Raw genomic sequence first — 26,111 nt, 5'->3', positions numbered from 1 at the left:
CCCGCCGATTCCCCGCCTATCCTACTTCCAGCCGGCCGGACCGGCCGCCGGCGCCGGACGCGCGCCGACCGCGCGTCACGACCGCCGCGCGCCCCATCTCCGCCCCCCGACCACCAAGACAACCAGGACGGCCGCGGCGCCGACTGAGATCGCCAACCCGCGCCACGTCCGTTCTTCGCTGACGGGCGGCGCTTCGCGCTCGTCTTCGACGCCCATCCGGACTTGTCCGGCGACGATGACGCCGCCCGCTTCCTGCGCCGCGGCCGCCCCGCCGGCGCCCTGCTCCGCCGCGACCGCCGCCGGACGGCGCTCCCCGATGGCGTAGAGGTGTCCGGTGGTGCGGATGAAGATCTGACCTTCGGAGACCGCCGGCGAGCTGAGCACGTAGTCGTCGAAGTCGTTCTCGGCCAGCACCTCGAACTCCGGTCCGTCGCGCAGGACGGTTGTCATCCCGCCCTCGTTGGTGACGTAGATCTTCCCGTCGGCCAGCACCGGCGACGCGCTGTAGGTGCCGCGGCGAATCCGCTCGGGGCCGTAGACCGGCGCGCCCGTCTTGGCGTCCGTCACGTAGACGATGCCGCGGTCGTTGACGACGTAGAAGTACTCGCCGTCGGTGACAGGCGTCGGCACGTCGGGACCGTCGTCGGTCGACCAGATGACATGCGAGTCGAGCACGTCGCCTCGCCCGCCGGGCCGCAGCGCCAGCAGCGGCCGGACCCGCGTCGGCGCGTAGATCACCCCGTCGCGCACCAGCGGCGACGCCACGATGCGGTAGTCGCGCTGCCGCGTCGGGTTGAGCCCGTCGGCCCGCCACAACTCCCGGCCGGTCTCGGGATCGTGTCCGGTCACCGCGTCCCCGCCCGTGATGACGATCTCGGTCGTCCCGTCGTACTCCAGCAGGGCGGGGGTGGAGTACGCATCCGGCGACTCGCGCACCGCCAGCGACGGGCGCTCGACCCGCCAGACCGTCTCGCCGCTCGGCGCGTCGATCCGCAGCACGTAGGAGGGGTCGTCCGTCCGCATGCCGTGCAGCACCTGCACGAACAGCGCCCCGCCGTGCAGCAGGGGCGACGACGCGTAGCCCCAGTTCAGGCCGAACCGGCCGTACGAGGCCGGGATGTCGCGCGTCCACAGCTCGTTGCCGTCGACGTCGAAGGCCTTGAGGATGCCGGTGCCGGTCATGACCCAGACGTGCTCGCCGTCGGTGACCGGGGACGGCGACGACATGTTCTGCTTGCGGAGCCGGCGGTTGCCGCCGCTCAGGTGCCGCGTCCAGATCGGCTGGCCGGTGTCGCGGTCGAGGCACCAGAGCTCGATGTCTTCGTCGTCGATGGCGACGTTCAGGAAGATCCGGTCCCCCCAGACGATGGGGGTGGATCCCGACCAGGCCGGCATCGGGAGCTTCCAGGCGATGTTGCGCTCGGTGTTCCATTCCACCGGCAGGTTCGTCTCGGTGCTGACGCCGTCGCCGGTGGGACCGCGCCACGCCGGCCAGTTCTCCGCCTCGGCGCTGCCGGCGGCAATGGTCGCCGCCGCCAGGAGCGCCCCGACCGGACCGAATACAAGGGGTTGCGAACGCATGATCTCCTCCGGCGGGTGTTCCCTCGTCTTCTCGCAGTGCATCCCGCGCGCGAGCATACCGCCCCGACCCGGCCGACCGTCCCGCTGTTCCCGACGCCGCGCGGACCGTATGCGTCGTAAGGATAGAGCATCCTCGAGGCCGCGACGTCGACGGCAACCGTATCCTCCGGCGCGTTCAGGGCGATGAGACGCGACCGAACCGCAACCGGCGACCGTGCGTATACTCCCTCGACCATGCTCTACGCGAAGCGGCCGGCGAGGCGCGGCTGGACGGCTTGGCGCGGGTTGGCGCTGGGCGCAACGGTCGTGCTGGGCGCGACGGTGGTTGCGCCGTTCGCGGACGCTCAACCGGAGCTGAATCTCGAAGACTGCCGCCTGGACGGCGTCTCGGTCCCGGCCCGCTGCGGCTCGCTGCCCGTCCACGAGGACCGCCTGGCGCGTGACGGCAGGACGGTCGACCTGAAGATCGTCGTGATCCCGGCCGTCTCCGACAGCCCGGAGCCGGATCCGCTCTTCTTTCTCGCCGGCGGGCCGGGCCAGGCCGCCACCGCGCTGGCGGGTCCGATGCTGCCGCTGCTCTCCGAGGTGCGCCGGACGCGCGATCTGGTCTTCGTCGACCAGCGCGGCACGGGCGGCTCGGGCCGCATGACCTGCGCGTTCTTCGAGAGCGAAGTGGACGAGCAGCAGCTCGGCGAGTCGCTGCAGGTCGAATCGCTGCCCCTCGACGACCTGCGCGAATGCCTCGCGGAGGTGGAGACCGTTGCCGACCCGCGCCGGTACACGACGCCCGTCGCCATGGACGACCTCGACGACGTGCGAGCGGCGCTCGGCTACGAGACGCTCAACCTCTACGGCGGCTCCTACGGCACGCGCGCCGGGCTGGTCTACATGCGCCGCCACCCGGAGCGAGTGCGAACCGCAGTGCTCGACGGGCTGGCCCCGGTCTCCATGCGCCTGCCCCTGAGCATCAACGCGGACGCCCACCGCGCGCTCGACCGCCTGTTCGACGACTGCGCCGACGACGCCAACTGCCGCGAGGCGTTCCCCGACCTGGCGCAGACCTTCGCACGCCTCATCGCGGAGCTGGAGGCGAGTCCGCTCGAGATCGACACGATGCACCCCCGGACCGGCGGGCCGTTGAAGCTGACGCTGACCGGGGCGAGCTTCGCCGGCGGGCTGCGCGGCGTGCTCTACAGCCCGACCCTGGCGAGCCTCGTGCCGTGGACCATCGCCCGCGCCGCGGAGGGCGACTTCGCGCCGTACCTGGCCCAGATCGTTCCGCTGCTGGACTCCGGCGAGGTTCTCAACCTGGGCATGTTCTTTTCGGTCATCTGCGCCGAGGACGTGTCGCAGATCGCCGACGGAGACGCCGCGCGCCGGGCCGCGGACGGCGTCCTCGGACGGCTGTTGATCGATATGACGGCCAGCGCCTGCACCATCTGGCCGGCCGCCGACCTGCCGGCCGCCTACTTCGAGCCGGTCCGCTCGGACGCTCCCGCCCTGCTGCTGTCGGGAGCGCTCGATCCGGTGACGCCGCCGCGCTGGGGCGAGGAGGTGCTGGCCGGGCTGAGCAACGCGCGTCATGTCGTCGCGCCGGGAGCCGGCCACGGCGTCATTGCCAGGGGTTGCGCGGACGACGTCGTCGCCGAATTCATCGAGACCGGCAGCCAGGCGGACCTCGACGTGAGCTGCCTGGAGCGGATCCGGCGGCCGCCGTTTCTGCTCTCCGCGGCGGGGACGGATCCATGATCGAGGTGCGCGGCATCGAGCGCCGCTTCGGCGACATCGTCGCGGTGGACGGGGTCAGCTTCACGGCGGGCGACGGGCGCATCACCGGCCTGCTCGGCCCCAACGGCGCCGGCAAGACCACGACCCTGCGCACGCTCTACGGCCTGCTCCCGCCGGACGCGGGCTCCGTCGCCGTCGACGGGTCCGACGCCGTCGCGGATCCGCTCGCCGTGCAGCGGCTCATCGGCGTCCTGCCCGATGCCCACGGCCTCTACGTCCGCCTCACGGCCCGCGAGCACCTGCGCTACGTCGGCGAGCTGCACGCCCTCGACGCCGCGACGATCGCGGCGTCCATCGACCGTCTGGTGGACCTCCTGGACATGGAGGAGATCATCGACCGCCGCGTGGAGGGCTTCTCGACCGGCGAGCGGATGAAGGTCGCCGTCGGCCGCGCCCTGGTGCACGACCCGCCCAACCTGCTGCTGGACGAGCCGACCAGCGGCCTCGACGTGATGAGCACCCGCGCGATGCGCACCCTGATCCGGCGGCTGCGGGACGCCGGCAAGTGCGTCCTCTTCTCCAGCCACGTCATGCAGGAAGTGTCCGCGCTGTGCGACGAGATCGTCATCGTCGCCCGCGGCCGGGTCGTCGCCCACGGCACGCCGGACGAGCTGTGCCAGCGCGCCGGCGAGGACGATCTCGAGGACGCGTTCGTGCGCATCATCGGCACCGACGAGGGGTTGGGGTGAGCGGGCGGCGGCTCGGTTTCGCCGGGCAGGTGCGCGCGGTCGGGCGGAAGGAGCTCACCGACGCGCTGCGCGACCGGCGCTCGTTGCTGTCGGCGCTGCTCTACCCCCTGATCATGCCGCTGATGATTGCGGTGATGTTCACCACGCTGGCCCGGACGTTGAGCTCCGACGCGCCTCTGGAGACGCCGGTCGCGGGCCGCGAGCACGCTCCCAACCTGATCGTCTGGCTGGAGGAGCGCGGCGTCGTCGTCCAGGAGCCGCCCGCCGACCCCGAAGCCGCGGTGCGCGCCGGCGACGTCGACCTCGTGCTGGTCATCGACGAAGCGTACGGAGAGCAGTTCAGATCGGTGCAGCCGGCCGTGGTCCGCATCGTCCACGACAGCTCCAGGAACGCGTCGCGCAGGACCATCGGCCGCGTGCGCACGCTGCTCCGCACCTACGGCAACCGGGTGGCGGTGCTGCGCCTGATGGCCCGCGGCGTCAGCCCGGCGGTCGTCCAGGCGGTGCGCGTGGACGACCTGGACCTGGCGACGCCGGCGCAGTCGGCCGCGCGCTTCTTCGCCATGCTGCCCCTGTTCCTGATCATGGTCGCGTTCGTCGGCGGCATGAACGTGGCCATCGACACGACCGCGGGCGAACGGGAACGCCAGTCGCTGGAGCCCCTGCTCGTCAACCCCGTGTCGCGCGGCGCGTTGACGACCGGCAAGTGGATCGCGACCTGCCTGTTCGGCCTCGTCGCCACCGTGCTGACGCTGGCGATGTTCGTGCTCATGATGCGCTTCGTGCCGCTGGAGGAGCTCGGCGTGCAGCTCAGCCTGGGCGCGCGCCAGCTCCTGCTGATGGCCGTCGCCGTCGCCCCGCTGGTGCTGCTCGCATCCGCGCTGCAGATGTTCGTCGCGACGTTCGCCCGCAGCTTCAAGGAGGCGCAGACTTACGTCAGCCTGCTGATCTTCGTGCCGATCATCCCCGGCACCGTCGTGCAGTTCTACCCGCTGCAGTCCACCGGCTGGATGATGCTGGTCCCGGCGCTGTCGCACCACCTGCTGCTGGTCGACGTCATGGGCGGCGAGTCGGTCGCGGCCCTGAGCGTCGTAACCTCCGCGGTCGCCGCGACGCTGCTGGCGGTCCTCTTTCTCACCCTCACGTCCTGGCTGCTGCGACAGGAGAAGATCGTCTTCGGCCGCTCGTAGCAGGGCGCCTGCCGCGCGCGCATGGGCACTGCTACCATCAAGGAGTGGTCCCCGAGTCCCGGCGACTCGTCGCCCAGGTCGGCAATCCCGGATCGCCCCAGGCCCGCAGTGGGCGGAACGAGGGCCTGAATCGCCGAGGTGCTTCATGTTGAAGCGTCTCACGATCCGCGGCTTCAAGTCGATCCGCTCGCTGGAAGACTTCGAACTCCGCGACCTCAACGTCCTTATCGGCGCCAACGGAGCCGGAAAGAGCAACTTCATCGCCCTGTTCCAGATGCTGGCGCGACTGATGAACCGGTCGCTGCGGCTATTCGTTCGGGAGCAGGACGGCCCCAATGCGTTGTTGTTCGGCGGACGAAAGCGCACGAAGACGATGAAGGCGCAATTCGTCTTCGACCGAAACGGATACGAATTCTCGCTCGCTCCCGCGGCCGACGGATTGGTCTTTGCCGACGAAGCGACGTTGTTCTTCGGCGACGTGACTGACTCGCGGCGTTCGCTGGGAAGCAACGGACAGGAGGAAGCGGGCTTGCCCGATGCCGACGACTCCTTCGCAATCTACGTCCGGCCCGCCGTTGCCGGTTGGCGCGTCTATCATTTTCACGACACGAGCCCGTCCGCGGCGGTCCGGCATGGCCAGGCCGTGCGCGACAACGCGAGGCTGAAGCCGGACGCGAGCAACCTCGCGCCGTTCCTGCGGCGGCTCCGCGAGCGACACTCGGCAGCATATCGCCGCATCGTGGACACTATCCGTCTGGCGGCGCCGTTTTTCGGTGACTTCGTGTATCGCCAGAGCCCGGAAGAAGCCATCGACCTGGAGTGGTCCGAGTCCGGCGACCCTGACACGGTGCTCGGCCCTCGACAACTTTCCGACGGAACCCTCCGCTTCATCTGCCTCGCGACGCTGCTGCTTCAGCCGAATCAATTGCGGCCCAAGACCCTGCTTATCGATGAGCCGGAGCTGGGGCTGCACCCGTACGCGGTAAGCCTCCTCGGCGCGCTGCTGCAGCAGGCAAGCGAGGACCACCAGGTCATCGTCTCGACGCAGTCGGTCGACTTGATCAGCGAGCTCCAACCGAAAGACATCGTGGTCGTCAGCCGGCGCGACGGAGAGTCCGTGTTCGAACGCCCGGACCCGGATCGCCTCCGGGACTGGCTGGAGGACTATGCGCTGGGCGACCTGTGGAAGATGAATATCCTCGGCGGGAGACCGGCGCGATGATCGAGGTGACCATCGTCTGCGAGGGGCAGACGGAACAGGCCTTCGTGGGGGAGGTGCTGGCGCCGTTCTTCGGCCAACGGCGGGTCTTCGTCGATCCCAGGATCATTCCTACGTCTCCCCGGGCAAAGGGTGGAGCGCTGACCCGTGGCCGCGTCCTGCGCTATCTGCGCAATACGCTGCGCGAGCGCGGCGACACCTACGTCACCACGCTGTTCGACCTGTACGGTCTTACGGCCGACTTCCCGGGAAACGCCGCCGCTGCCGGGCTGACGGACCCGATCGAACGCGCCATCGCTATCGAGAGGGAGTTCGGTCAGGCCGTCGTCGACGAAGCCGGGTGTCGCCCGCAACGATTCGTTCCGCACATCCAGCCGTACGAGTTCGAATCACTTCTCTTTTCCGACGTCGCGAGGTTTGCCGAAGTAGAACCCGACTGGCAGCGGTACATCGGCAAGCTACGGGACGCCCGGCGATCGGCCGCAACCCCGGAACATATCAACCACGGCCGCAACACGCATCCTGCGGCCCGTCTGACAACCGTCCTGCATTCGAGGAAATACAAGAAGGTGCTTCACGGCGCCGCCGTGTCGGCCCGTATCGGCATCGAGTGCATCCGCGCGGAGTGCCGCCATTTCAGGGAATGGCTGGACCACGTCGAGGGTCTTCCGCCGCTCGCGAGAGCGGAGTGACGGCATGCCATCCTTCACGGAGTCGCTCGTCGAGGAAGCGGCCCTCGACTGGTTTCGCGCACTCGGCTACGCGATCGTTTCCGGTCCGGATACCCCCCCGGGTTCGGAATCCGTCCGCCGGACGTACGCCGACGTCGTTCTTCCGGGCGTCCTGCACGGCGCGCTGGTCCGACTGAACCCATCCTGCCCACCCGACGCGGTCGACGCCGCACTGCAACGGCTGACCCAGCCCGACGGATCGACGCTGGAAGCCAGCAACCGCACTCTCCATCGGCTTCTGGTGAACGGCGTACCGGTCAGGTACCGCACTGCGAACGGGTCGATTCGGAACGCGTTGGCGCAGGTCCTCGATTTCGAGACACCTGGCAACAACGACTGGATGGCCGTGAGCCAGTTCACGGTCATCGAGAATCTCCACACCCGCCGGCCGGACATCGTGCTGTTCGTCAACGGGCTGCCGCTCGGCGTCATCGAGCTGAAGAACGCCGCCGACGAGAACGTAACCGCATGGACGGCGTGGCGACAACTCCAGAACTACAGGAAAGCGCTTCCAACTCTGCTCGCCTTCAACGAGGTGCTGGCAGTCTCGGATGGGGTCCGTTCACTGGTCGGCACGCTCACCGCAGAACGCGACGGTTTCAGGCCGTGGCGCACCATCGGTGGCGAAGAGCTCGCACCGGCCTTCCTGACGGAGCTGCAGGTGCTGATCGAGGGCGTATTCGAGCCGCGGCGCTTCCTCGATCTCATCCGCGATTTCATCGTCTTCGACGACGGTGGCGGCGCAGTCGTCAAGCGGGTGGCCGGCTATCACCAGTTCCACGCGGTGCGCGCAGCGGTCCGGGAGACACTGCGCGCCGCGGGACCTCCGCAGGCGGGGCCAGGGACGGTCGAGCACAGCGAGCCCGCCGCGGCAGACTTCGAGGGGCGCGGGGGATATCAATCCGGCCGAGGAGCAACCGGTCGGGTCGGGGATCGGCGCATCGGGATCGTCTGGCACACACCGGGCACCGGCAAGAGCCTGACCATGGCCTTCTATGCGGGGTGCATCAGCCGCGAGCCGGCCATGGCGAATCCGACCATCGTGGTACTGACCGACCGCAACGATTCCGATGGCCAGCTCTTCAACACCTTCGCGCGCTGCCGGGACTTGCTGCGCCAACCGCCGAAGCTGGCCCAGAACCGAGCCGATCTGCGCCGCCGGCTCGCGGTGGAATCGGGCGGCGTGATCTTCACCCCGGCCTGGAAGCTCTTCCCGGACGCCGGGAACGCACAACACCGGGCGCTGTCCGAACGACGCAACATAGTTGTCATCGCCGACGAAGTCCACAGCGGGCAATACGACCTCGTCGGCGGGGCCACGCATATGCGCGACGCGCTCCCTAACGCCTCGTTCATCGGTTTCACCGGCGCGCCGATCGGACAGCGAGACGCCCATTCCCGCGCGGTCTTCGGGGAATACACCAGCATCTACGACATCCAGCGCGCTATCGACGACTGTGCGACGATACCGATCTACTACGAGAACCGGCTCGCAAGGCTCGCTGTCCCCCAGCGCGAGCAAGCTGCCACGGGTCGCGACTTCGAGGAAGCGAGCGCGCGAGAGAGCGTGGAGCCTGGGGAACCGCCGCGGACGAAAAGAGCGCAACCCGAAGGGATTGCCGGCGCCGAACGGCGAGTCGCGCTCGCCCGCGACATCGTCGCGCATTTCGAGCAGCGCATCGAGGCTCTCGCCGGCAAGGCAATGATCGTCTGCAGGAGCCGGCGCATGTGCATCGATCTGTACCGCGAGATCATCCGCCGGCGCCCGGCTTGGCGCCACATCGACGACAAGGGGAATATCGAGATCGTGATTACCGGCACGGCGTCGGATCCGCCTGACTGGCACGCCCATATCCGCGGCAGGGCCGAACACGAGACGCTCGCGAAACGGTTCCGCGACGCCAACGATCCCCTCGTGATGGTGCTCGTATGCGACATGTGGCTGACCGGGTTCGATGTCCCCTGTCTCCACACGATGTACGTGGACAAGCCGATGCGGGGCCGGCACCTGATGCAGGCCATTGCACGAGTCAACCGGGTGTTCAAGGACAAGCCGGGCGGACTGATCGTGGACTACGTCGGCCTCGCTCACGAGTTGAAGCGTGCGCGCGCGACCTACGCCGAGAGCGGCGGCTCAGGCGCGACGGTGCTCGAGCAGTCGGAGGCGGCGGCTGTCCTGCTGGAGAAGTACGACGTTTGCGTTGGACTGTTCCAGGGCTTCGACCGGTCGGCGTGGGCAACCGGGACGGCGGCCGAACGCCTCCGGCTGTTGCCGGATGCACAGGAGCACATCCTGGCCCAGGGTACCGACACCAACGACTCCGGCAACGGTCACGGTCTCAACCGTCCGTCGGGCAAGGAGCACTTTCTGCGCGCCGCGCGCGAGCTGTCCCGGGCATACGCGCTGTCAGTACCGCACCAGCACGCTCTCCGAATCCGCGACGACGTCGGCTTCTTTCAGGCCGTCGCAGCCGCTCTGCACAAGCGTGCGCCGGGCGACGCCCAACCGGCGGAAGACATGGACCCCGCCGTGCGCCCCATCCTCTCGCGTGCGGTGACCTCCGAGGGCATGGCCGACCTCTTCGCCACCGCGGGACTCGACAAGCCGGACGCCTCGATCCTGTCCGACGACTTCCTGACCAGAGTGCGGGGCATGCGGCAGCGCAACCTGGCCGTCGACCTGTTGCGGAAGCTCTTGCAAGGAGAGCTCGTCAGCCGGCGGCCCCGGAACGTCGTCCGGTCACGTTTCTTCGCCGAAAAGCTGGAATCGAGCATCCGGGACTACCGGAGTCGAGCGATCACGGTGGCGCAAGTCATCGAGGAGCTCATCCAGCTTGCGCGGGAGATGCGCCAGGCGCAGGGCCGCGGCGACAAGCTCCGACTGTCGGATGACGAGCTCGCCTTCTACGACGCCCTCGATGCCGACGACAGCGCGGTAAGGGTGCTCGGCAACGAGACGCTGCAAACCATGGTCCGCGAACTGGTCGAGACCGTGCACGGCAACGTCGAGAACGACTGGATGCTGCGCGAGAGCGTCCGCGTGCACCTTCAGACGCTCGTCAAGCGCATCCTGCGCAGACACGGCTACCCGACCGAGCGGCAGGAACGCGCTGCAAGAGCGGTTCTGGAGCAGGCCGAGAACCTGTTCGGCGGCTGAGCGGCCTCGGCCGGTGACACGGATTCGCCGGATACACCCCTGATACCCGGCACTCGCGTGTCGACCGACCGTATCGACGCCCTGATTCTTCGAGGCCACCGCAGACTACGGCGTCAGCGCCCCGACGCCCCGGTGCCTGCCCGGCTCGGGACGGCCTCGGCGGCAGGCCGCTCGACCTGCCGTTTGACGTGCTCCAGGTAGTGGCGCACGGCATCCCGCGAGCGGCGCCGGATGATCGGCCGCAGGAACCAGCCGCGGAAACCGGTCATGCCGTCGTTTCGCGAGCGCGTGACGGAGATCAGCGTGGAGGCGGCACGACCGCCGCGGTCGATACGGTCGACGAGAAAGCGCAACTCCAGCGTGGTGTGGAAGTAGTGGCTCGCGTACAGCTGCTTGGTGGCGATCGCATAGGCGATGCCGGTCGACGACCGCCCGGCCAGCGGGTAGATGACGACGTGGTTCACACGGATGGTCGGCTTCATGCCGAAGTCGACCACGGTCCAGTAGAAGAACTCGTCCGCACCGCCCGGCAGTCCCCGGGGGTACTCGTCCAGGTAGTGCAGGAGCCCGGGCACGGCGGCCGGCAGCGGGTCGCGGCTGGCGAGCAGGGCGCGGAACTGCTCGGCCACGAGCAACGGGTCGTCGTCGTCGACATAGGCTCCGAGCGCCGTGTTGCCCTCGGCCTGATACGCCCGGACCAGGTCGAGGACCATCTCGCGGGCGAGCTCGCTCGCCTGACGCCCGGCATCGGCCGACGACCAGTCCACGTCCGTGCGGAAACGTGTCAACGCATCCGCCGAGAGCTTCACCTGGCAGTCGCCGGTGCGGCACTTCGGCAGCTCCTCGACGTCCTCGGCGGGCAGCGTCAACGACTGCAGATCCTCGAGGCGCGGCGGACTGCCGAAGCGGCCGATCTTCGGAATGCCGGGGCCGCGCTCGAAGCGCTCGATGTCGCGGAACAGGTCGACGAACTCGTCCGGCGGCACGTCCAGGTGGACCACGCCGACATGGGCCAGCTCCTGGCGGACCGGCGTGTCGAGGCTGCGGATGACCGCCGAGCCGCGGTCCAGCCCCCGGAGGTCGTCGATCGAGAAGCCGATCGTCTCGTTCAGGAAACGCCCGACGCTCGAGCCGGACTGCGCGGCAAGCGGTACGACCGCAGCCAGGGCGGTCGCCCAGGCGAGAACGAGGAGACCCGGCGGCCCGGGAAGCCGGCGCCCGTTCCGACGACGAAACGAACCGCTGACGAGGAACATCATCAACCGCACCAGGGCGGCCGCCGGCCGTCAGCCGGAATCGGGACGCCTCAACGCTCCGTGTATCGGCTCAAGTGCTCCAACAGAACAGTGGACATCGCCTCGGCCGCCAGATCGGGAATCCAGTGATTCACCCCTTCCAGCACCTCGAAGCGGTACGGGCCGCTGACGTACTCCTCCGTGAGCAGTGCGCCGTCGATGCACAGCGCCGTGTCGCCGTCGCTCCACGTGAACATCGTCGGCACCTCCACCGGGCCGAGGGCCGGTCCCTGCAGGTTGCGGTCGCCGATATTCGCGCGGTACCAGTTGAGGGCGGCGCCGAGGGCCGGCTTCGACCCGAGGACGCGCACGTACTCGTCGACCGCCGCCTCGTCGATGCCGGCGTAGATGCCCCGCAGCAGTGCGCGATCGTTGGCCAGGAAGGCGTCCTCGGAGTCCGGCTGGACGAACACGTCGAAGTAGGACGACGCCTCCGGCTGGCACGACGCCGGGTCGTTCAGGACCCGCGCGAACGCGTCCGGGTGCGGGACCGACACCGGGTTGGCGGTGATGACGCGATCCCGCGCGGCCACGGCGACGGCCCAGGCCACCACCGCGCCCCAGTCGTGGCCCACGACATGAAAACGCGCGGCGCCGATGGCATCCGCCAGACCGATCACGTCCTGCACGAGGAGCGGCAGCGCGTAGTCGGCGATGTCCGGCGGGCGGGCCCCCGGCGAATAGCCGCGCTGATCCGGCGCCACCACGCGGAATCCGGCCCCGGCCAGCGCCGCGATCTGATGGCGCCATTCGTAGGAGGTCTGCGGAAACCCGTGCAGCAGGATCACCGGCTCGCCGTCTTCCGGACCCGCCGTCCGCACGTCGAACGTGTAGTCGCCGACTGCGATCCGGGTCACCGCGACCTCGACGCCGGAACCGCCGGCGCTCGCCGCGCGCCCCGGCGCCGTCTGCCCCTGCGCGCCGGACGGCGATCCGACCGCCGCCGCCAGCGCCAGCAACACGGCTACCGGGAACCGTCCGTTCGCTCGAATATCCATCCATTCAGCATACCCCGGCGCGACCGGCGCCTCCGGTCCGCCGAAGCCTTCGCGGCGACGGGCGATACGCCGGAATCGCGCGCCGCCCGGGATCGGGCCGACAACCTCGCACCGGCCCGCCGCGCGCCCGAGAGCGACTCAGCCGGCGCCTTCGAGCAGCGGGGGCAGGTCGGTTATCGCCGCCACCACGCGATCCGCCGCGAACCCCAGCTCCTCGGGCGGCTCGGCGGCGCTGCGCTGAATCCAGAAGGTGGGCAGGCCGGCCGAGGCGGCCCCGGCGATGTCCCAGCCGTTGGACGAGACGAACCCCAGCGCCGAGCGGCCGACCCCGAGTCGCTCCAGCCCCAGGTTGTAGACCCGCGGGCTGACCTTGAAGATCTTCACCTCCTCGACGCTGATGATCGTGTCGAGCAGGGTATCGATGCCGGCGCTGCGGGCCGCCGCCTCCAGCATCCGCGGCTCGCCGTTCGAGAGGATCGCCAGACGCACTCCGCGGTCTCTCAGCGCCTCCAGCCCCGGCCGCACGTCAGGAAACGCTTCCAGCGTCAGGTACGCGTCCATCAACCGCGCGCGCCGGGCGTCGGTCAGGTCGAGGTTCAGGCTGCGGGCCGCATATACGAGCGCGTCCTCGGTGACCAGCCAGAAGTCGCGGTGCCGCCCCATGAGGCTGCGCAGCAGGCTGTATTGGAGCTGCTTGGCGCGCCACCGCTGCGCCAGGGCGTCGCCGTTCTCCGGAAAAAGCTCCTCGCAGAGCGCGGTCACCGAAAAGACGTCGAACAGCGTCCCGTAGGCATCGAACGCGAAGGCCTCGATGGCCTCCACCGGATCGGCCTGTCGTGCAACGGCGGCGGCCGGCGCAGGCCGGGGTCCGGGCGCCCGCGGCGATCCTGCGGCCGCCCTCGCGCCCGCGGCCCCGACCGTGGCGGCGCCCAGCGTCCCGACGAAAGCCCTGCGGTCCAGCTTCATGGTGCGGCTCCTTCAGGATGACGCGGAATCGCGGTCGGCCCGGTCCGCCAGGTCCAGCAGGAACGCGTACTGGAGCGCGGTCTCCCGATACTGCCGGAAGCGTCCGGACGCGCCGCCGTGTCCGGCATCCATGTTGGTCTTCAGCAACAACCGCCGGCCGTCGCCCGGCTGCAGCGTGCGGCGCCGGGCCACCCACTTCGCCGGCTCCCAGTACTGCACCTGCGAGTCGTGCAGGCCGGTCATCACGAGCAGGTGCGGCCAGGTCACCGGCTCCATGTTGTCGTACGGCGAGTATGACCGGATGTACGCGTAGTCCCCCGCCCGGTTCGGATTCCCCCACTCGTCGTACTCGCCGGTGGTCAGCGGGATGGACTCGTCGAGCATCGTGGTCACGACGTCGACGAACGGCACCTGCGCGACCACGCCGTGGAACAGGTCGGGACGCATGTTCACGACGGCGCCCATCAGCAGACCGCCGGCGCTGCCGCCCATGGCGAAGAGCCGCCCGGGCGCCGTGCACCCGGCCGCGACGAGGTGCTCGGCGCAGGCGATGAAGTCGGTGAAGGAGTTCTTCTTCTTCCGCAGCTTGCCGTCGTCGTACCACCGGCGGCCGAGCTCCTCTCCGCCGCGGACGTGGGCGATGGCGTAGGTGAACCCGCGATCCAGCAGGCTCAGGCGCGCCGAGCGGAACGTCGGCTCCATGCTGATGCCGTAGGCGCCGTAGCCGTAGAGGAGCAGCGGCGCCGGACCGGCGTCGGCCGTGGCGCCGCTGCCGGAGGTCTCCCGCTTTCGGCGGACCAGCGAGATCGGCACGCGCACCCCGTCCGGCGCGGTCGCGAGCAGCCGCTCCGTCTCGTAGCGCCCGGGGTCGAAGTCGCCCAGGACCTTCTCGCGCTTGAGCAGCGTGCGCGCGCGGGTATCCATGTCGTAGTCGTAGACCGAGGGCGGCGTGGTCAGCGAGCTGTAGTGGAAGCGGAGCGTGGTCGTCTCCGGCTCGCGGTTCGTGCCGATCGAGACCGCGCAGGCCGCCTCGTCGAACGCGATGTGGTGCTCGGGCCCGTCCCACCGCCGCACGCGGAGCCGCGTGAGCCCGGCGTGCCGCTCGGCCACCACCAGGTGGTCGCGAAAGAGCTCGAACCCCGTGATCAGCACGTCGTCCCGGTGGGGGATCAGCTCTCGCCAGGCGTCCCGCGCCGGCGCCTCGTCGTCCGCCTCCAGCAGCCGGAAGTTGCGGGCGCCGCCGTTCGACCGGATGTAGAAACGTCCCCGGTAGTGGTCGATGTCGTACTCGTGCCCCCGTTCCCGGGGGAGCAGGACCCTCGGCGACGCGCCGGGGTTCGTGGCGTCGAGATAGCGGAACTCGGTGGTCAGGGTCTGGAACGACCCGATCAGGACGTAGCGCCTGGACCGGCTCAGCCAGACCCCGCACGAGAACGTGTCGTCGGTCTCCTCGTGGACGAGCCTGTCGTCGGACGGATCGTCGCCGAGCCGATGCCGCAGGATCTGGTACGGGCGCAACGTGGTCGGATCGTGCCTCGCGTAGAACAACGCCTTGCTGTCGGCCGCCCAGGCGATGTTGGAGGTGACGTCGGCGACAACGTCCGGCAGATCCTCTCCCGTGGCGAGGTCGCGCACGCGGATCGTGTACTGCCTCCGCCCGACGGTATCCACGGCATAGGCAAGCAGATGCGCACTGGGACTGACCGGGCGGGACGCCACCTGGCAGAACGCGTGCCCCGCGGCCACCCGGTTGACGTCCAGGATCACCTGCTCGCGGTCCGCCGGGGCATCCGCCTTGCCGCTGCCCGGAAACGGCCGGCGGCAGTGGATCTCGTACTCTCGGCCCTCCTCGTACCGGCGGTAGTACCGATGTCCGTTCTCGCGGTACGGCGCCGACATGTCCGTCTGCTCGATGCGCCCCTTGATCTCCTCGAACAGCCGTTGCTCGAAGCCGGCCGTGCCCGCCATCGCTTCCCGGACGTAGGCGTTCTCCGCTTCCAGGTATTCCCGCACCGCGGGGTTGTCGCGCTCGCGCAGCCAGTAGTAGTCGTCGCCGCGGACATCGCCGTGCTTCTCGTGGCGGTGCGGGCGCTGCGGGGCGCGGGGAGGCGGCATCGGTTGCTGTCTCTACTCCGCGCGTAGCGCCGTGACGGGATCGAGACGCGCCGCGCGCCGCGCGGGCAGCCAGCTCGCCAGCAGGCAGACCCCGACCAGCAGCGTCGAGACGGCGGCGAAGACGAAGGGGTCGAGCGGACTCGTTTCGAACAGCAACGCCTGCAGCCGGCGGGTCAGCGCGACCGCCGAGCCCACGCCGAGGGCCGCCCCGACCAGCGCGAGCGCGCCCGCTTCGGTCAGCACCAGCCGGTGCACGGCCGCCACCTGCGCCCCCACCGCCATGCGGATGGCGATCTCGCGCCGGCGCTGCGCGACCATGTAGGAGACCACCCCGTAGAGTCCGACCGAGCCGAGGAGCAGCGCGAGCGCCGCGGAAACCGCGAGCAGGGTCATGACGAACGCCCGCGTGCCGCGCGCCCGCCCGACCAGCGTCTCCAGCGTCTCGATCTCGGCGATCGGCAGGGTGGGGTCGAGCCCGCGCACCACCTCCCGGACCGCACCCGACAGTGCCGCCGCGTTCGGCCCGCGAATCACGTAGCGCATCGCGGCAGGCACCCCTTCTCCGCGCATCAACCCCGGCAGCGGGTAGTACGCCATCTCCGGCGGCGCTTCGTGCAGGTTGATCTCGTGCACGTCGGCCACCACGCCGACGACGCGGGACCATTCCTCGCCTTCCTCGTCGGGCGGGCCGCCGAGCCGAATCCCCTTGCCCAACGCGCTCTCTCCCGGCCAGTGCGTGCGCGCCAGCGACCGCGACACGATGACGACCTGGGCCTCCCGCTCACCGTCCAGCCGGTCGAACACCCGCCCCTCGACCAGCCCGATACGGAGCGCGTCGAAGTAGCCGGGCGCCACCCGCTTGATCATGAACACGGGCGGCACCTCGCCATCCGACAGCGGACGGCCCTCGATGGTGTGACCCGAGCCGGACAACTCGCCGCTCAGGGGCACGGTCGTCGCCGCCGAGGCATCGACCGCGCCGGGCAGGCCGCGCAGGCGGTCGACCACCTGTCGGTGGAAATTGAGGCGGGCGTCCGCCGTCTCGTAGTCGCGCGCCGAAAGCGCCAGGCCGAACGCCAGCACGTCGACCGGATCGAACCCCGGATCGACCGCCGCCAGCCGTTGGAACGAGCGCACCGCCAGTCCGGACCCGACGAGCAGGGTCAGCGCCAGCGCAACCTGCAGCACGACGAGTCCGCGCCGCGCGATCTGCCGCTCGCGCCCGACCGTCGCGCCGCGCGCGCCGGCCGTCATGTGGCCGGCCGCCGCCACCGCGCTTGCCCGCAGGGCCGGCAGGAGTCCGAACAGCAGTCCCGCCACCGCCGACACGGCGAGTCCGAACAGCAGCACGGCCCCGTCGATCGAGATCTCGTCCAGGCGCGGCAGCTCCCGCGGGCCGAAGCGGACCAGCAGGCGCACCGCCAGCTGCGCCAGCGGCAGCGCGAGAAGTCCGCCCGCCACGCCGAACGCGAGACTCTCGAAGAGGACGGATCCGGCCAGCCGTCCGCGGCTCTCGCCCAGGGCGGCGCGAATCGCGACCTCACCGTGCCGCTCCTCGGACCGCACGAGGAACAGGTTGGCGACATTGGCGCACGCGATGAGCAGCAGGAACCCGACGGCGCCGAGCAGGATCCACAGCGTCGCCTCGATGTCGCCGACCACCACCTCGCGGGCGCGGTCGATCAGCGGCCGGAATCCCGCGTTCGCCAGAATCGGCGCGGCGCCCTCGTCGGGGAAGATCTCGACCAGGTTCGACAGCATCGCGTCCAGCTCGGCCCGCACCTGCCCCAGCGTGGAACCGTCGGCGATGCGCGCGACGCCGTTGATCCCGAAGGCGCCGAGCTGGACGTTCTCCCGGTCCAGGCGGAGCGGCCGCCACAGGTCGATCTCCTGCTGCGAGAAGGAGAATCCCGGCGGCATGACCCCGACCACCTCCACGCTCTCTCCGTCGAGGTCGACGACCCGCCCCACCACCCCCGGCTCGGCGCCGAACCGCGTGCGCCAGAGGTCGTCGCTCAGCACGATCACCGGGGCGGCGCCCGGCCGATCTTCCTCGGGGGTGAACGAGCGGCCGAGACGCGGCGGCGTCCGCAGCACCTCGAAGAACGACGCCGTGACGCTCGATGCCTCCACGCGTTGCGGGTTCTCGGGGCCGGTAAAGCTCACCTGTTCGTCGCGGTACGCCGCCACGCTCTCCAGGGTCCTGGTCTCGTCCGCGTACAGGAAGTGGAGCGCGTCCGACATCGGCAGCTCGTCGAGCAGGGCGAGGCCCGGCGCGGCGTGGCGGAGAATCACCAGCCGTTCGGAGTCCGGGATCGGCAGTGGGCGCAGCAGCACCGCGTTGACGATGGCGAAGATGGCGACGTTGGCGCCGACCCCGACCGCCAGCGTCGCCAGCGAGAGGAGCGCGAAGCCGGGGTGCGCCGACGCGCGACGGCAGAAGAGACGAAGCTGTGCGTACAGGGTCATTCGGCCTCCCTTCCAGTATAGGAGCCCTCACCTACCGACGACGGCGCGGCCCACGGCGACAAATCCGCTCGGGTGCTTCTCGGGGCACGATCCTCGACACCGCGATCGAGACCCCGCCGGCATCCGGCGCCAACGTGCTGTAGTGTCTCGCCATGTCGAACCTCGTGCCGGTCACCGAGCGGCTGCGGGAACGGACCCGCGGCCTGCGGTTCGCCGAGCCGGTCATGCACGTATACGCCCCCCTCGACTACGCCTGGGCGCCGCACCGCCTCTACCTGGAGCGCTACGGCCGCGGGCAGCCGGAGATCCTCTTCGTCGGCATGAACCCGGGCCCGTTCGGGATGGCGCAGACCGGGGTGCCGTTCGGCGACGTCGCGATGGTGCGCGACTGGCTCGGCATCGAGGCGCCGGTGGAGCGGCCGGCCGACGAGCACCCGCGGCGACCGGTTCTCGGCTTCGGAATCGGCCGCGGCGAGGTGAGCGGCGCCCGGCTGTGGGGTTGGGCGCGGGAACGCTTCGGCAGCCCGGAGCGGTTCTTCCGGCGCGCGTTCGTCTGGAACTACTGCCCGTTGTGCTTCCTGGACGACGGCGGCCGCAACGTGACGCCCGACAAGCTCCGTCCCCGTGACGCGCGCGAGCACCTGTTCGCGGCATGCGACGAGGCGCTCGCGGGCGCCCTGTCCCACCTGCGGCCCGACGTCGTGGTCGGCATCGGGCGGTTCGCGGCCGAGCGGGCCCGCCCGGTCGCCGAGAAGTACGACGCGCGGTGCGGAGCCGCCCCGCACCCGAGTCCGGCCAGCCCCCTGGCGAACCGCGGTTGGCCCGCCGTCTTCGACGCCGCGCTCGCCGATCTGGGCATCGTGGTGTAGGCGTCCGTTCCCGCAACGCCTCCAACCCGCGCGGAGAACACGACGGTAGACGCACGAACCGGGCGTGCATATAGTGGAAGCCATGACGACGACGACTCGGGCCATGCGGATCTGCCTCGCCTTCCTGCTCGCGTCGTCGGTAACCGGCGCCGACGCGGCGGCGGGACAGGACTTCCGGCTCGTCACCGCCGCGGCCAATCAGGATCGGGATGCCGTGCACGCGCTTCTCGCCGGAGGCGCGGACGTCGACGCGGCGCGGGCGGACGGTGCGACAGCGCTTCTGTGGGCCGCCCACTGGGACGACGTGGCGCTGGTGGAGCGCCTGCTCGACGCGGGCGCGGACGTGAACCGGGCCGACGACCACGGGGTGACGGCGCTCGAACGCGCGGCCGAGAACGCGAGCGCCGCCATGGTCGAGACGCTGCTCGACGCGGGCGCGAACGTGAACGCGGCACAGGAGAGCGGACTCGCACCCCTGATGACCGCGGCCCGCACCGGGAACCCCGATGTCGTCCGCGCGCTCATCGCCGGCGGCGCGGACGTCGACGCGGCCGTCACCGAGACCGGGAGCACGGCGCTGATGTGGGCGGTGTCGGAGCCGCATCCGGAGATCGTGCGCCTGCTGCTCGACGCCGGCGCGAACCCCGCCGCATCGACCGTCAAGGGCTTCACGCCGCTGATGTTCGCGGCGCGCAACGGCGATGTCGACACCGCCCGCGCGTTGATCGCCGCCGGCGTCGACGTCAACGCGCCGAGCGCCGACGGCACGCACGTCCTGCCCTTCTCGATCGTGAGCGGTCGGGACGCGTTCGCACTGTTCCTGCTGGAGGAAGGCGCCGACCCCGAGGGCGAGATGAACGGCGTGCGCGCGCTGCACGCGGCGGCGGGCGGCGTCGGCACCTGGCTGCGCGAATGGTACGCCCGGCACGGGGGGAACCGGCTCTATTCCCGGCGCAGCCGCTCGCGGCTCGCGGCCGACCGCCGGCTGCCCGTCGTCGAGGCGCTGCTCGCCCGGGGCGCCGATCCGAACGCGCGGATCACGGCGTCGGCCATGCTCATGAGCTATATCGGCTACCCTCGGAAGGGGGCGTTCGAACCCTTCGCCTGCGGCACCGGCGACCTGCGCGGCGCCACGCCGCTGTGGGTCGCGGCCTTCGACATGAACGGCGCGGGCGGGACGTTCGGCGCCGGCGAGACCCGCACGTCGAGCAACACGGCGATCCTGCACGCCCTGCTGGACGCCGGCGCGGATCAGCATCTGACGACGCACGACGGCACGACCCCGTTCATGGCCGCGGCCGGTCTCGGGCGCTCGACCTACACGCCGCGGCAGCCGCGCGGGGTCCGATCCCCGAGCGCCGAGGAAGCGGTACGGGTGCTGCTCGAGGCCGGCGCCGACGTCGACGCGGTGAACGAAGCCGACTTCACGGCGCTCCACGGCGCCGCTTTCCGCGGACTGAACGAAGTCGTGGAGTACCTGGTGGCGCAGGGGGCCGACATCGACGCGCGGGACTTCCGCGGACGGACCGCCTATCGGATGGCGGAAGGCTCGAAGCAGTCGTTCCAGTTCCAGAGCTGGCCGGAGACCGCCGCGCTGCTCGCGGAGCTCGGCGCCGACACGCAGCTCGGCATCCCCGGAACCGTCCAGGAACGCCTGCGCGACGTACCGGCCGCCGGCGCGAACGATCAGCCCTGACCGGGAGAGGAGATCAGCCCCATGCGATTCAGCACCGGAATCCGCGCTTCCACGGGACGATCGCGCCGCACCTTCCGGGTGGCCGCGACACTGGTCGCGATGGCGCTGGCGTCGACATCGGCCCCGGCCCAGGAGCGCAGCGCCGCCGCCGACTGGCCAACCTACAACCGGGACCTCGCAGGAACGCGCTATTCGCCCCTCGATGAGATCGACACGTCGAACGTCGCGTCGCTCGAGGAGGTCTGGTCGTACCGGTTCCATCCCGAGGACGGGTTCATCGAGGGACCGAGCCCGGCCGAGCTCTTCCAGCAGGTGACGCCGATCGTGGTCGACGGCGTGATGTACCTCGCGTCGGGCAATCGGGTGGTGGCCCTGCGGCCGGAGACCGGGGAGGAGATCTGGCGGCACGAGCTGCGCGAAGGGCTCGCATCGTTCCGCGGCGTCGCCTACGGGCCGGCCACCGACGCCCACGAGGCCCGCATCTACTTCACCAGCCTGTCGAAGGTCATCGCCCTGAACGCGGCGACGGGCGAGCGCGATCCCGCGTTCGGCGACGGAGGCGAGGCCGCGGTGCGCATCCCCTACACCGGGGTGCCGGTGGTCTACGACGACACCCTGATCCTGGGCTCGAGCGCCTTCGGCCCCGGCCAGCGGCACATCGCGCCCCATCTGAACCAGCCCAGGGGCGGGGGGGAGCCGACCCGGGCCTGGCCGCGGGCCCTCGACGCGACGACCGGCGCCCTGCGCTGGGAATTCCCGACCCTGCCCACCGAGAGCGACTTCGGCAGCGAGACCTGGGGCAACCAGAGCTGGCGCGACCGCATCGGGAACAACGTGTGGGCGTTCACGCTCACCGTCGACGAGGAGCGGGGCCTCGTCTACATGCCGGTGAGCAGCCCGGGGTCGAACTTCTACGGCGGCGACCGCCCCGGCGACAACCTCTTCGCGAACTCGACCATCGCCATCGACATCCGCAGCGGCGAGCTCGCGTGGTACTTCCAGAACATCCACCGTGAGCTGTGGGACTACAACCTGCCGCCGTCGCCCGGCCTGATGGACATCGAGCGCGACGGCGAGGTCATCCCCGCCCTCGCGCAGGTCGGCAAGTCGGGCTGGATGTTCATCCTCAACCGCGTGACCGGCGAGCCCGTCCACGGGGTGGAGGAGCGGCCGGTGCCCGCCGGCGACGTGCCCGGCGAGCAGTACTCGCCGACCCAGCCGTTTCCGCTCGCGCCGCCCGCGGTGTCGCGGGTGAGCATCGGTCCCGACGACGTCGTCACCGCCGACGACACCACGCCCGAGCACGCGGCCGCCTGCCGCGAGTTGTGGGACACGATCGGCTACTACAACGACGGGCCCTATACGCCCATCCGCTACCGGCAGGAGGGCACCCCGCCGTCGCTCGTGTTCCCGGGCACCGGCGGCGGCGTGAACTGGAACGGCACCGCCTACGATCCCGAGCTCGGCTACATCTTCGTCAACTCGAAGGACCAGCCGATCAGCGGCTGGATGACGGAGAACGAGCTGTACCCCTCGGACACCGACGACCAGGTGGCCTTCGTCCGCGAAGCCGGTCCGCCGTTCGAGGCCCCGATCTTCGACGCCGACGGCGAGCGGCTCGGCGCGCTCCCCTGCTTCAAGCCGCCCTGGGCCCGCCTGGTCGCGGTCGAGGCCGCCACCGGCGAGATCGCGTGGGAGGTGCCGCTGGGCATCGACGAGCTCCTGCCCGAAGGCAGGCGGCGCGTCGGCAGCCGCAACGTCGGCGGCCCCATCGTCACCGCCGGCGGCCTCGTGTTCATCGGCGCCACCGTCGACCGCCGTTTCCGAGCGTTCGACTCGCGCACCGGCGAGGAGCTGTGGTCCGCCGCGTTCGACTACAACGTCGAGGCGGTGCCGATCACCTACGCGGGAAACGACGGCCGGCAGTACGTCGCGGCCAACGTCTCGGCGCCGGCTACCGGCGAGCCGCGCGGGAACGAGCGACTGGTGGTGTTCGCGCTGCCGGACAGGTAGTCGGCACCCGGCTTCAAGCCATGCGGCCGTCCAGGCGTCGGCGCAGCGGGTCGGCCCATGTGGCTGCTGCCGATGCGGCCGAACCCGCTGGCGTCCGGCCAGCGGGTTGGCCGGGGATGGTGCCGTGGGAAGAGATTACGGGCTCCATCGAGCACTACATGTTGTAGCCATGGTTTTCCGTGCCCACTTTATTGGGGTACAATGCCTTGTGGCGCAAAATCCCCTTGGCGAAATCGTGCTGGCACGTTATACTCGCTTGCTGGGTGAAGCGCTTGGCCTGCCCCGTGGGGCGGGGAACCGTTCTCGCACGTCGTCCACCTGTCACTGGGAGTTGCCGAGGGGTGGAATCAATCCGGCCGTATTCCCACCGGGGCCACTCAGGAGGTAGGAAGCAAAATGAAACTTGGCATGAAGAGACCCATGATCGGGCTGGCTCTCGCCGCCACCCTTCTCGCGCCCGGCCTTGCGGGCGCCCAGGACTCGGGAACGATCAGCGGCACGGTCACGGACGCGACGGGTTTCGTCCTGCCCGGGGTCACCGTGGAAGCGCGGGACGCGGCGGGGGTCGGCGAGATCACCTTCACCGACGGCGCCGGCCAGTTCACGTTCAGCGGGCTGGCGCCGGGGACCTATGAGGTGATCTTCACCCTCCCCGGCTTCGACGCGCCCGCCCAGGTCGTGGAAGTGGGCGCCGGCGTCACCGCCAGCGTCGACGTCGTGATGGACATTCTGCTGCAGGAAACGGTGGCGGTCGTAGGCACGCGCGCGGAACCGCGGTCGATCGCCGCCTCCCCGGTGCCCATCGACGTCATCACCGCCCAGGACTTCACCAGCCAGGGCGACATGGACCTCACCAACCAGTTGCGGACGGTCGTCCCGTCGTTCAACGTCAACACGCAGCCGATCAGCGACGCCGCCACCATCGTGCGGCCGGCCAACCTGCGCAACATGGCGCCGGATCACACGCTGATCCTGGTCAACGGCAAGCGCCGCCACCGCGCCGCGGTCATCGCCTGGCTGGGCAACGGCGTCGCCGACGGGGCGCAGGGACCGGACCTGTCGTCCATTCCCTCCATCGCCCTGCGGCAGGTCGAGGTGTTGCGCGACGGGGCGGCTGCGCAGTATGGCTCCGACGCCATCGCCGGCGTCATCAATTTCGAGTTGAAGAACGCGCGCTCCGGGGGCAGCATGGAGTTCCGCAGCGGCCAGTACTTCGACCAGAACGACGGCACCCCGGCGACGTGCGGCCCCGTCGGCCGCTCGTGCAACGGCATCGGGGGCCGCGCGCCGAGCTACACGTTCGCCGGCAACGCAGGTCTGCCGCTCGGCCCCGAAGGGTTCCTGAACCTCAGCCTGGAGTACGGCGGCGTCCAGCCGACCAACCGCGCGGTGCAGGACGGCGGTACGATGGCGGTGATCAACGGCGGCAACACCAACGTGCGCGACACGTCGCGCGTCTGGGGCGTGCCGCTGGTCGAGGACGACCTGAAGTTGTTCGCCAATTTCGGCAGCGGGGGCGAGCAGGCGGAGTTCTACGGCCACACGAGCTACGCCAGCAAGGTGGTGACCGGCGGGTTCTATTTCCGCAACCCCAACAACCGCGGGAACGTGTACTCGGAGGACGGCGGCGAGACGCTGCTGGTCGGCGACGTGCTGGCGGCGCAGGGCATGGGCTCGGCCAACTGCCCGACCGTGAACGTCACCAACGGCACGCCGGATCCGGTCGCCTTCGCGGCGGTCCGCGACGATCCCAACTGCTTCACGTTCCACCAACCGTTCCTGGGCGCGCAGAACGGTCTGCCGGGCGGCTTCACGCCGCAGTTCGGCGGCGACGTCTACGACTACTCGCTGGTCTCCGGCGTGCGCGGGACCACGCTGGCCGGGGTCAACTGGGACATCAGCGGCAGCACGGGCCGCAACCACGTGCAGACCTTCATCTTCGACACGGTCAACGCGTCTCTCGGCCCGGAGAGCCCGACCCGGTTCGAGCCGAACCTGCTGCAGCAGACCGAGACCAGCCTCAACGCGGACATGTCGTACGCGGCGAGCGACATGATCAACGTCGCCGGGGGCCTCGAGTGGCGGAACGAGCAGTACCACCTGGGCGAAGGCGACCCGGCGTCGTGGGCGATCGGCCCGTTCGGCGCCCAGGGCTTCAGCTCCGCCTCCAACGGCTACAACGGCACGCGGCCCGAGAACGCCGGCACGTGGGACCGGGCCAACGTTGCGGGGTACGGCGACATCGAGATTCACGGCGTCGACAACGAGTGGAACCTCGGCGCCGCCGTCCGCATCGAGGACTTCTACGACAGCTTCGGCACCACGATGAACAGCAAGCTGTCGGGTCGCTACGGCTTCACCGACATCTTCGCGGCGCGCGCCGCGGTCAGCAGCGGGTTCCGCGCCCCGACCCCCGGCCAGCAGAACGTCCTGAACGTGACGACCGAGTTCGACTACGAACTGGGCGACCTGATCAACAACGGCACCATTCCGTCCACCTCGCCGGTCGCGGCGTTGCGGGGCGGCGTGCCCCTGCAGCCGGAACAGTCGATCAACTACTCGCTCGGGACGGTCGTCGACACCGGTCCGTTCACGTTCACCGCCGACTACTTCCGGATCAACGTGTCCGACCGGCTCACCATCACGCGGAACTACAGCCTGTCGCCGGAAGAGGTCGCGACGCTGCTCGCCGGCGGGATTGCCGAAGCCGGCAACCTGGCCGCGTTCCGCTTCTTCGTGAACGACTTCTCGACCCGCACCCAGGGACTCGACCTCGTCGCCACATGGACCCCGCTGGCGCTCGGCGCCCGGACGACCTTCAGCGGCGTCTTCAACTTCACGGACACGGAAGTGACCGAGTTCGGCGCGGAGCACATCGACCAGGACCGCATCGCGGCGCTGACCCTGGGGCTGCCGCGGATGCGCTGGAACATGGGCATGAACCACTCCGCCGACCGCTGGACCCTGATGGCCCGGCTGCACTACTACGGCTCCTACTGGGATCGGGAGGACGCGCGCTCGGCGTTGGGCGGCGCGATGTCGTACCTGTATCCGCTGTACTCCGGCAAGCCGCTGGTCGACCTGGAGGTCGGATTCCCGTTCAGCGACTTCACGCTGTCGGTCGGCGCGCAGAACATCTTCAATACCTACCCGGACCAGAATCCGGGCGCCGTCGCCGGCGTGGGCAACCGCTACGGCCAGTTCGGGCCGTTCGGCTTCAACGGCGGCTACTACTACACCCGCGTCAGCTTCGGGTGGGGCGGCTGAGGTGGCCCCCGGACACCACGACGACGTTCGTGGTGTCCGGGCCTCGACCGCAGCCCTGAATCGGAGAC

General features: G+C 70.1%; 15 protein-coding genes and 1 pseudogene. 10 read left to right on the top strand and 6 right to left on the bottom strand.

Going from position 1 to position 26,111, the window contains the following annotated elements; genetic code table 11:
* Positions 1 to 75: 75 nt before the first annotated feature.
* A complete protein-coding gene (locus F4X11_21335; protein ID MYN67536.1) occupies positions 76 to 1,638 on the bottom strand; it encodes a PQQ-binding-like beta-propeller repeat protein in 1,563 nt (520 codons plus the stop codon).
* 126 nt (positions 1,639 to 1,764) lie between these two features.
* On the opposite strand from F4X11_21335, the gene F4X11_21330 reads away from it, so the two are divergent.
* The 6 genes from F4X11_21330 to F4X11_21305 all read left to right on the top strand — a co-directional run bounded on the left by F4X11_21330 (position 1,765) and on the right by F4X11_21305 (position 10,355).
* Positions 1,765 to 3,330 carry an alpha/beta fold hydrolase gene (locus F4X11_21330; GenBank protein ID MYN67535.1) on the top strand — a complete coding sequence of 522 codons (1,566 nt, stop codon included), beginning with the start codon at positions 1,765 to 1,767 and terminating at the stop codon, positions 3,328 to 3,330.
* Complete coding sequence (locus F4X11_21325; protein ID MYN67534.1) at positions 3,327 to 4,058, top strand: ATP-binding cassette domain-containing protein; 732 nt, start codon at positions 3,327 to 3,329, stop codon at positions 4,056 to 4,058. The genes F4X11_21330 and F4X11_21325 overlap by 4 nt, the downstream gene beginning before the upstream one ends.
* Before the next feature lie 29 nt (positions 4,059 to 4,087).
* Positions 4,088 to 5,248, top strand: coding sequence for an ABC transporter permease (locus F4X11_21320; protein MYN67533.1), 1,161 nt, complete (start codon positions 4,088 to 4,090; stop codon positions 5,246 to 5,248).
* Between the two features lie 145 nt (positions 5,249 to 5,393).
* On the top strand, positions 5,394 to 6,470 hold the full coding sequence (locus tag F4X11_21315) for an AAA family ATPase (protein MYN67532.1): 1,077 nt from the start codon (positions 5,394 to 5,396) through the stop codon (positions 6,468 to 6,470).
* Positions 6,467 to 7,159: a DUF4276 family protein gene (locus tag F4X11_21310; GenBank protein ID MYN67531.1), complete on the top strand. Its 693-nt coding sequence runs from the start codon at positions 6,467 to 6,469 to the stop codon at positions 7,157 to 7,159. The genes F4X11_21315 and F4X11_21310 overlap by 4 nt, the downstream gene beginning before the upstream one ends.
* Positions 7,160 to 7,163: 4 nt before the next feature.
* A complete protein-coding gene (locus tag F4X11_21305; GenBank protein ID MYN67530.1) occupies positions 7,164 to 10,355 on the top strand; it encodes a type I restriction endonuclease subunit R in 3,192 nt (1,063 codons plus the stop codon).
* Positions 10,356 to 11,336: 981 nt separating this feature from the next.
* Here the strand turns inward: F4X11_21305 and F4X11_21300 are convergent.
* The 5 genes and pseudogenes from F4X11_21300 to F4X11_21280 form a co-directional block, all read right to left on the bottom strand.
* A pseudogene (locus F4X11_21300) lies at positions 11,337 to 11,432 on the bottom strand (DNA-binding response regulator).
* A 229-nt stretch (positions 11,433 to 11,661) separates the two neighbouring features.
* Positions 11,662 to 12,507 carry an alpha/beta hydrolase gene (locus tag F4X11_21295; protein MYN67529.1) on the bottom strand — a complete coding sequence of 282 codons (846 nt, stop codon included), beginning with the start codon at positions 12,505 to 12,507 and terminating at the stop codon, positions 11,662 to 11,664.
* A 279-nt stretch (positions 12,508 to 12,786) separates the two neighbouring features.
* A complete protein-coding gene (locus F4X11_21290; protein MYN67528.1) occupies positions 12,787 to 13,614 on the bottom strand; it encodes a haloacid dehalogenase type II in 828 nt (275 codons plus the stop codon).
* Between the two features lie 12 nt (positions 13,615 to 13,626).
* On the bottom strand, positions 13,627 to 15,729 hold the full coding sequence (locus tag F4X11_21285) for a S9 family peptidase (GenBank protein MYN67527.1): 2,103 nt from the start codon (positions 15,727 to 15,729) through the stop codon (positions 13,627 to 13,629).
* 12 nt (positions 15,730 to 15,741) lie between these two features.
* Positions 15,742 to 18,198, bottom strand: a complete 2,457-nt coding sequence (locus F4X11_21280) for an ABC transporter permease (protein MYN67526.1) — start codon at positions 18,196 to 18,198, stop codon at positions 15,742 to 15,744.
* A gap of 152 nt (positions 18,199 to 18,350) precedes the next feature.
* Between F4X11_21280 and F4X11_21275 the strand changes: the two genes are divergently transcribed.
* From F4X11_21275 to F4X11_21260, 4 genes are all read left to right on the top strand, one after another.
* Positions 18,351 to 19,067: a single-stranded DNA-binding protein gene (locus F4X11_21275; GenBank protein ID MYN67525.1), complete on the top strand. Its 717-nt coding sequence runs from the start codon at positions 18,351 to 18,353 to the stop codon at positions 19,065 to 19,067.
* Between the two features lie 82 nt (positions 19,068 to 19,149).
* The gene (locus tag F4X11_21270) at positions 19,150 to 20,763 is read left to right on the top strand and encodes a hypothetical protein (protein MYN67524.1); all 1,614 of its coding nucleotides are present in this window, start codon (positions 19,150 to 19,152) and stop codon (positions 20,761 to 20,763) included.
* Between the two features lie 21 nt (positions 20,764 to 20,784).
* Positions 20,785 to 22,776, top strand: coding sequence for a PQQ-binding-like beta-propeller repeat protein (locus F4X11_21265; GenBank protein MYN67523.1), 1,992 nt, complete (start codon positions 20,785 to 20,787; stop codon positions 22,774 to 22,776).
* Between the two features lie 396 nt (positions 22,777 to 23,172).
* Positions 23,173 to 26,043, top strand: coding sequence for a TonB-dependent receptor (locus F4X11_21260; GenBank protein MYN67522.1), 2,871 nt, complete (start codon positions 23,173 to 23,175; stop codon positions 26,041 to 26,043).
* Positions 26,044 to 26,111 lie beyond the last annotated feature (68 nt).

The sequence above is a fragment of the Acidobacteriota bacterium genome (assembly GCA_009861545.1).
Taxonomy (GTDB): Bacteria; Acidobacteriota; Vicinamibacteria; order Vicinamibacterales; family UBA8438; genus WTFV01.
Note: the sequence above shows the minus strand (reverse complement) of the source record. Positions and strands in the feature narration are given on the sequence as shown.

What these genes read in the sequence shown, in the direction of transcription:
- F4X11_21290 (MYN67528.1), bottom strand. Translation starts at nt 13,614, where the DNA reads ATGAAGCTGGACCGCAGGGCTTTCGTCGGGACGCTGGGCGCCGCCACG.
- F4X11_21325 (MYN67534.1), top strand. Translation starts at nt 3,327, where the DNA reads ATGATCGAGGTGCGCGGCATCGAGCGCCGCTTCGGCGACATCGTCGCG.
- F4X11_21330 (MYN67535.1), top strand. Translation starts at nt 1,765, where the DNA reads ATGAGACGCGACCGAACCGCAACCGGCGACCGTGCGTATACTCCCTCG.
- F4X11_21310 (MYN67531.1), top strand. Translation starts at nt 6,467, where the DNA reads ATGATCGAGGTGACCATCGTCTGCGAGGGGCAGACGGAACAGGCCTTC.
- F4X11_21275 (MYN67525.1), top strand. Translation starts at nt 18,351, where the DNA reads ATGTCGAACCTCGTGCCGGTCACCGAGCGGCTGCGGGAACGGACCCGC.
- F4X11_21315 (MYN67532.1), top strand. Translation starts at nt 5,394, where the DNA reads ATGTTGAAGCGTCTCACGATCCGCGGCTTCAAGTCGATCCGCTCGCTG.
- F4X11_21305 (MYN67530.1), top strand. Translation starts at nt 7,164, where the DNA reads ATGCCATCCTTCACGGAGTCGCTCGTCGAGGAAGCGGCCCTCGACTGG.
- F4X11_21270 (MYN67524.1), top strand. Translation starts at nt 19,150, where the DNA reads ATGACGACGACGACTCGGGCCATGCGGATCTGCCTCGCCTTCCTGCTC.
- F4X11_21265 (MYN67523.1), top strand. Translation starts at nt 20,785, where the DNA reads ATGCGATTCAGCACCGGAATCCGCGCTTCCACGGGACGATCGCGCCGC.
- F4X11_21260 (MYN67522.1), top strand. Translation starts at nt 23,173, where the DNA reads ATGAAACTTGGCATGAAGAGACCCATGATCGGGCTGGCTCTCGCCGCC.
- F4X11_21335 (MYN67536.1), bottom strand. Translation starts at nt 1,638, where the DNA reads ATGCTCGCGCGCGGGATGCACTGCGAGAAGACGAGGGAACACCCGCCG.
- F4X11_21285 (MYN67527.1), bottom strand. Translation starts at nt 15,729, where the DNA reads ATGCCGCCTCCCCGCGCCCCGCAGCGCCCGCACCGCCACGAGAAGCAC.
- F4X11_21280 (MYN67526.1), bottom strand. Translation starts at nt 18,198, where the DNA reads ATGACCCTGTACGCACAGCTTCGTCTCTTCTGCCGTCGCGCGTCGGCG.